5 protein-coding genes and 2 pseudogenes are annotated in these 5,675 nt (G+C 67.2%); 4 read left to right on the top strand and 3 right to left on the bottom strand.

All coding sequences use genetic code 11. From position 1 onward, the window contains the following. Positions 1-524: 524 nt before the first annotated feature. Positions 525-851 (top strand): annotated as a pseudogene (locus AB0A61_RS40705) (5'-nucleotidase C-terminal domain-containing protein); the annotation flags it as partial. Between the two features lie 37 nt (positions 852-888). Here the strand turns inward: AB0A61_RS40705 and AB0A61_RS40700 are convergent. Next, positions 889-1,626, bottom strand: a complete 738-nt coding sequence (locus tag AB0A61_RS40700) for a PH domain-containing protein (RefSeq protein ID WP_361304573.1) — start codon at positions 1,624-1,626, stop codon at positions 889-891. Between the two features lie 719 nt (positions 1,627-2,345). Further along, entirely contained in the window at positions 2,346-2,534 is a 189-nt protein-coding gene (locus AB0A61_RS40695; protein WP_361304570.1) for a hypothetical protein, read from the bottom strand. An 81-nt stretch (positions 2,535-2,615) separates the two neighbouring features. Here AB0A61_RS40695 and AB0A61_RS40690 point away from each other — a divergent pair, with 81 nt between their 5' ends. The 3 genes from AB0A61_RS40690 to AB0A61_RS40680 all read left to right on the top strand — a co-directional run bounded on the left by AB0A61_RS40690 (position 2,616) and on the right by AB0A61_RS40680 (position 4,757). Continuing rightward, positions 2,616-3,311 (top strand): transposase family protein, encoded by a 696-nt coding sequence (locus AB0A61_RS40690; RefSeq protein WP_361304567.1) that lies wholly within the window; start codon positions 2,616-2,618, stop codon positions 3,309-3,311. Positions 3,312-3,478: 167 nt separating this feature from the next. Beyond that, the gene (locus AB0A61_RS40685) at positions 3,479-3,817 is read left to right on the top strand and encodes a hypothetical protein (RefSeq protein WP_343324481.1); all 339 of its coding nucleotides are present in this window, start codon (positions 3,479-3,481) and stop codon (positions 3,815-3,817) included. A 496-nt stretch (positions 3,818-4,313) separates the two neighbouring features. Next, on the top strand, positions 4,314-4,757 hold the full coding sequence (locus AB0A61_RS40680; RefSeq protein WP_361304564.1) for a hypothetical protein: 444 nt from the start codon (positions 4,314-4,316) through the stop codon (positions 4,755-4,757). Positions 4,758-4,781: 24 nt separating this feature from the next. On the opposite strand, the pseudogene AB0A61_RS40675 reads toward AB0A61_RS40680, so the two are convergent. Then, positions 4,782-5,567: pseudogene (locus tag AB0A61_RS40675) on the bottom strand (IS701 family transposase); the annotation flags it as partial. Positions 5,568-5,675: the final 108 nt, after the last annotated feature.

Genomic DNA, 5,675 nt, shown 5'->3' with positions numbered 1-5,675 from the left:
TTGCCGGGCCCTGGAAGTACCCCGTACATCGTTTCCGAGGTGGAGTGGGTCTGAGGGGCCTGCCCGGCTTGCGTGACTGCTCGACCCCGAGCCTCGATCTGTGAGGTACCCAGCCTCGGCTGAGTTACAACTTCCTCTACTGGGTGTTCAAGCCTCGGCTGCGCTCCGCTCCGCCGGGCGCGCTTCCCGGCTCCGCTGCGCGCTGTCCACGGTGTGTGGGTCGACGGCAGACGGGATGGGAGCTGGGGAATGTGGTGGGTACTGGACACCCGCAACTTCTGGCAGGGGTAAAGATCGCGCTAAAGACCTGAGCGTGACCTGAGCGGTTTATTTCCCCTCGTATGACTGGCCTGACAGGATCTCCGCGCTGCGCGAACGAGCCGCAGTGATGGTGGTGGGGGGATTGGGTGTCGGTGGACGTCATCGACTGGATCCGTATAGCGATCGCATGGCTCGTGACCTTCGGGACAGAAGCTGTAGCGATCTTGTGGGGCCAGATGCCCTTCCCATGGCGCAGGCCCATCGCCTCTCCGCGCATGTGGGGTATCGGGGCAACCTGCACCCTGGACTTCACGAAGTCCGGCGCGGACCGTGTCGTCACCGACTCCATCCGCCTCAACGGCAGCCCCATCGACCCGGCCGCCACCTACCGCGTCGCCACCAACAGCTTCCTGGCGGGCGGTGGAGACGGCTTCCCGACGCTCGGCCAGGGCACGGGCGACCTGGTGGGCGGCGACGACCTGGGCGCGCTGGAGAAGTACCTGACGGCCAGCTCCTCCGCTGGCAGCCCGATCGCACCGCTTCCGGCGGACCGCATCCGTCGTGTGGTAGGCGCCGTGCGCCGGAAGTGACCTCGGGGGCGGCCGGACCGGCCGCCCCCGACGTGTGTCAGGCCTCCCGCTGGTCGCGGGGGACCAGGTACTTCCAGCCCGCGTGGAAGAGGGCGGCGAACAGGACGAAGGAGCCCAGCGGAACCAGCATCGTCAGCAGGACCACGGGCGAGCCGTCCGAGGTGAACAACAGTCCGATCGACAGTACGGTCATGCACCCGAAGACGATGAGCGCCCCGTAGACCGCCCACAGCCAGGCCCTGCGGTGCGCCGCCCGTTGCCGGATCAGCGCCTCCACCTCCGGCCGGCGCGCCCACGCCATGCCGCGGTACGGGGCACCGACGGCCAGCAGACCGGCGACCTCGGCCGGCGGGTTGTCCAGCTGCCAGTCGTCGATGTGCGGCAGGAGGAGGCGCCGGCCCTCGGTGTCGTAGAGGTAGGCGAGCCAGCGGCGGGCGGAACTCATGGCGTTCGGAACGGGCTCGGCGCGGATGTCGTAGATGGCGGACCAGGCGCGGGTGCGCTCGGTGAGGGCGCGGCGGACTGTAATGCCGTCAGGGCCGACCAGCGTGCGGCCGCGCCGCATGTAGAGCCCCAGCCGCGCGAGGGTCAGCACGAAAATGACGGCGAGGATGAGCATGGGCCACCGGAACGGGTCGCCGCGCCGCATTGTCTGGGAGAAGGCGAGGATCGGAATGACCGACGGCCCCAGAATCCTCACCAAGGGCGTCTTCTTGTACTTGCGGTACTCCCGCACGATTCCGACGCCGGCCGACGGCATGGCGCTGTTGTCCACCGCTGTTCTCCCCACCCGATGCGCACGAACACGTGCGCGACTGGGGAGAGGATAGGGGTGTTCCTGAGAGTCCTACCCCCGGGGGTATGCCGCAGGTCAGCGCAGGGTGCCGCCGTGGGCGGCGCCGAGACCGCGCAGGCTCAGGCCGCCGATGAGAGCTGCTCTCGTCGAAACCGACCAATCAGCCATCTCGCCTCCACCCCTAGACCTGATCGCGTCGCGCGAGGAGGGTACCGACGAGCACTGACAGCACCGGAAGGGTGAGGACTGCCCTCGCCGCCCTGGGGCGGACGCGTACGGCGCGCTGACATCCACCGCTGACTACCAGCCGCCCGAGCGTCGGCCAGTATCGGAGGAGGAAATGGCGAGACGGCTGGCGACCCCCTGCACTCCGAGCTCAGACATCTCGACGTTCATGAGCCCCCACGACCTCTGACAGGGATGAGGCCCGCGCTCGCCGTGCCACACCCGTGGCAGATCCAGCGGGGAGTCACGGGGAACGACAGTGGCCGGCGGGTGACCAGCCACAGGTCTGCCCACGCGGGCGGTTCGCAGGTCAGAGCGGCACTCGCCTCACCTCGCTCCTTAAATGAGGCGGCTATCCCTGGACGGGAAGATCAGGATGGGTGGCCAGAAAGATCATGTAGGCGATCGCCGCTGCCGCGCAACGCTCCCAAGAGGGACAACACGCCTCCCACTACAGCTCGTGTCCCTTTCGCTCACCTCGACTTCGATGCGCGATACTTGACAAAGGCCCGCACCAGGCCAACGAGCGCCAGAGGCAGCGCGACGAAGCTGACCAGTATCCAGAACGGACAGCAGAACCAGAACGCCAAGGACGCTCCGCCGAACCAGACTGCAAGCTCTGCTTTCTCTTGCGTCTCGTCCGGGGTGCCAACAGAAATCATGGGCTGATCCAAGCAGAGCCCTTCCTGCCGTACAGCAACCGTCGCGACCCGAGTCAACCGTCAGCAGCCACATGCGATTGTGTGACCAGCCGAGCAGACCTCAGTGACCGTCGTGCCCATAGTTCGCATCGAGGAGGCCGCGGGGCGTGCCACTTCCGTGCCAGAACGGGCGGGGACTCACGGGGAATCGAGGACGAAGTCGTCGGCCTGCTGGCCGCCCGCGCCCCACGCCTGGACCGCGCCCTGAAGAAGATCGCCCGAACGGGCGGCGGCATCGTGCTCATGGACGGCTCGCTGATCCGCACCCGGCGGCGCACCGGGAAGGACAACCGCAAGAACTACTCCGGCAAGAGCAAATGCCATGGCCTGCTCGTGATCGCGCTCACCGACGATCGTGGCCGTCTGCTATGGGTCTCCGCGGCCCGGGCCGGACGCACCTCGGAGATCACCGCCTGCCGGCACGAGAAGCTCACCACCAGGCTACGGGCGGCCGGGCTCGCAGCCATCGCCGACCTGGGGTTCGTCGGTCTCGACGACAGCGATCCCGACGCCGACCCGGCGGTGATCACCGGCTGCAGGGCCGCCCGGAACCTGCCCCTGAGCCGCGGGCAGAAGTTCTCGAACAAGACCCTCGCGGCCGTCCGGCCCCCGGTCGAGCACGGCTTCGCCCACCTCAAGAACTGGCGCGTGCTCGCCAAGGTCCGCACCGACCCAAGGTGGGCGACCGCGCTGGTCAGGGCCCTGCTGGTCCTCACCAACCGCGAAGTCTCCCGGTGACCGACGATCTTCACCGAAATCACCCGCCCCCGACCAGCGCGAGCATCCCGAGGCCCACACACACCAGAACTCACACCTGCAACTCAGGGATGCCCGCCCCGCAATGTATCGGAGCATGTCAACTCCCAATGTGGGCCCTCCTTTTGAGGGATGGGATGATCGCCGGCATGGAGATCCTCAGATATGTGTTCCTCGTCTTCCACCTCTTCGGGTTCGCCGCGATCATGGGCGGCCTCTTCTATCAGCTGAGGGAGAAGAACCCGGTGGCCGGCAGCTACATGCCGATCAGCGCGGTCATACAGTTGGTTACCGGTGCGGGACTGATATGGACCCGGACGTCCCTCGACCTACCGGTGGACAACGCGAAGATGGGGGTGAAGCTCTCCCTGGACGTTCTGGTGGCGGTGGCAGCTCTGATGGGCATGCGCAACAAGCAGCAGTGGGCCTTCTACGCCGTGGGGACACTCTCGGCGGCCGCGGTCGTCGTGGCCGTTGCGTGGAAGTAGTTCCCTCGGCGTCCGGCGTGACGGACCTTCAACCGCCCGAACCCCAGGCTTCCGGAGATGCGGATCGTCGGTCCGGTGGGGTGGAGTGCCGCGGGGGCGTATGAGGGAGCCGTACAGCAGAACCTCGCCGCCGGCCTGTTGGGCGATCTTCTTGCCGCTCCTGCCTCTCCGCAGCCTCCCGCGATCTCATGGCGTGCCGACCCACTGACGGATCGTAGGCGGCGGCCGGTCGTGGGCACAGCCGAACCCGGCATCCCGCCGACACCGGACCCGTCCGATGATCTACGCCATGGTCATCCGCCGCCGACCTACGCGAGTACCCGAATCACCCTGCACACCAGACCCGTGACCTGCGACTTTACGATGCACACCGCCCAGTGGCCGGGGATGCCACTGTGTCTGGGGCTGTCGTCGGCTTTCCCGCAAGGAGGGAGTTCCGCGCTGCGACACTTCCGATGACGAGCGCGCAGGTTACGGCACAGAGGAATGAGACACGTTGGCCGACACGAACGGTTGGGACAGGGGACGCCTGTTGGTCCTGTGGGGAGTGGCGGTACTGCTCGCGATCGGAGGAGCAGGGATCTTCCTCACGATTCGCGACACCAGAGGGGACCTCGCAGCGCTGGAGGACTCCGGCAAGGCGTTCCTAAAAGCCCTTGGCTCAGGTAACGGTGAGGCCACCTGCGCCCTCATGACCCGGACCGCGCAGTCCGAACTCGCTGCCGCCCAGCACAAGGACATGTGTCCGCAGGCCGTCGAAGCGCTGGTAGGACCCCTGAGTGGCGCGGAACGAGGCAAGTTGGCCGACGCCTACGCGTCCCGGTTCTTCGCAAGGGACAGCAGCCTCGGACACATAAACCTCGACGACAACCCTCTCCAGATCAGCGAGCTGCTGCTTTCGAAGGTCGACGGAAAGTGGCTGGTGACCGAATGGCGTTAGTGGTCCAGCTCTTGATCGCGATCTTCATGGCTGATGGGCGGCCTGCCGCTGGTAGTGGCATCTGCGGGCCCAGGCCTGGTGGCGTCGTCGCCATGCGGACCAGCGAAGCCGGTGTCCAACTGTATGGATGGGCTGGGCGACGAGTGGGGTGAACAGGTGCTGGATCTCGCTGCAGGTCAGCGGGATCAGTCCGTCCGGGGCCGGTTGTTGGGCGCGTTCGTGGGCGGTGGCCGCGGCGAGGAAGGCGTGGGCGAGCATCGCGAGGGTGACCCAGCGGTGCCAGGACGTCCATCGTCTGACCTGGTGTTCATCCAGCCCAGCCAGGCCCTTGCTGGACTGGAAGGTCTCCTCGACCGTCCACCTGCGTCCGGTCACCCCGACCAAGGTGGACAGGGGTACTCGGGTTGCCGAGTAGCAGCGGTAGAAGGCGAGCTCACCGGTCGTGCGGTTCCGGCGGACAAGCAGGTTGCGGCGGCCGGGCTCGTCATCGGCAATGTCGGCCAGGGCCCAGTCGTAGAAACGGTGGCCCTTGGCCCCGGAGCCGGCGGAGAGCTTCTGCCAGGCCCGCTTGGGCAGCTTCTTGACCAGGGCGTCGGCGCGGAGCCTGCCCGCGCGGGTGGTGATCTGGTGCTCGCAGGCGACGGCGAGTAAATAGCCGAGCCGTCTTTGCTCCAGCACGGCACGCAGGTGCGGGTTGGCGCCGTAGACCTCGTCGCCGGCCACCCAGGAGGCGCCGACTCCGGCGTCCAGGGCGCGGACGATCACGCGGGCGGCGAGTGCGGGCTTCGTGGCGAAGCCGGACCATGCGGGTCCGTCGGCTGCAGCTAGTAGGACTCCGTTAGGTCTGTCTTGATCTTGGTGTGGCTCTGCTGGGCAGGGGTCGGTGGCAGGTGGTGCAGATGCCGGTCCAGCAGTTCA

This window comes from Streptomyces sp. NPDC046197 (assembly GCF_040646295.1).
Classification (GTDB): Bacteria; Actinomycetota; Actinomycetes; order Streptomycetales; family Streptomycetaceae; genus Streptomyces.
The sequence above is the reverse complement of the archived record's forward strand: the minus strand, read 5'-3'. Positions and strand labels throughout refer to the sequence as shown.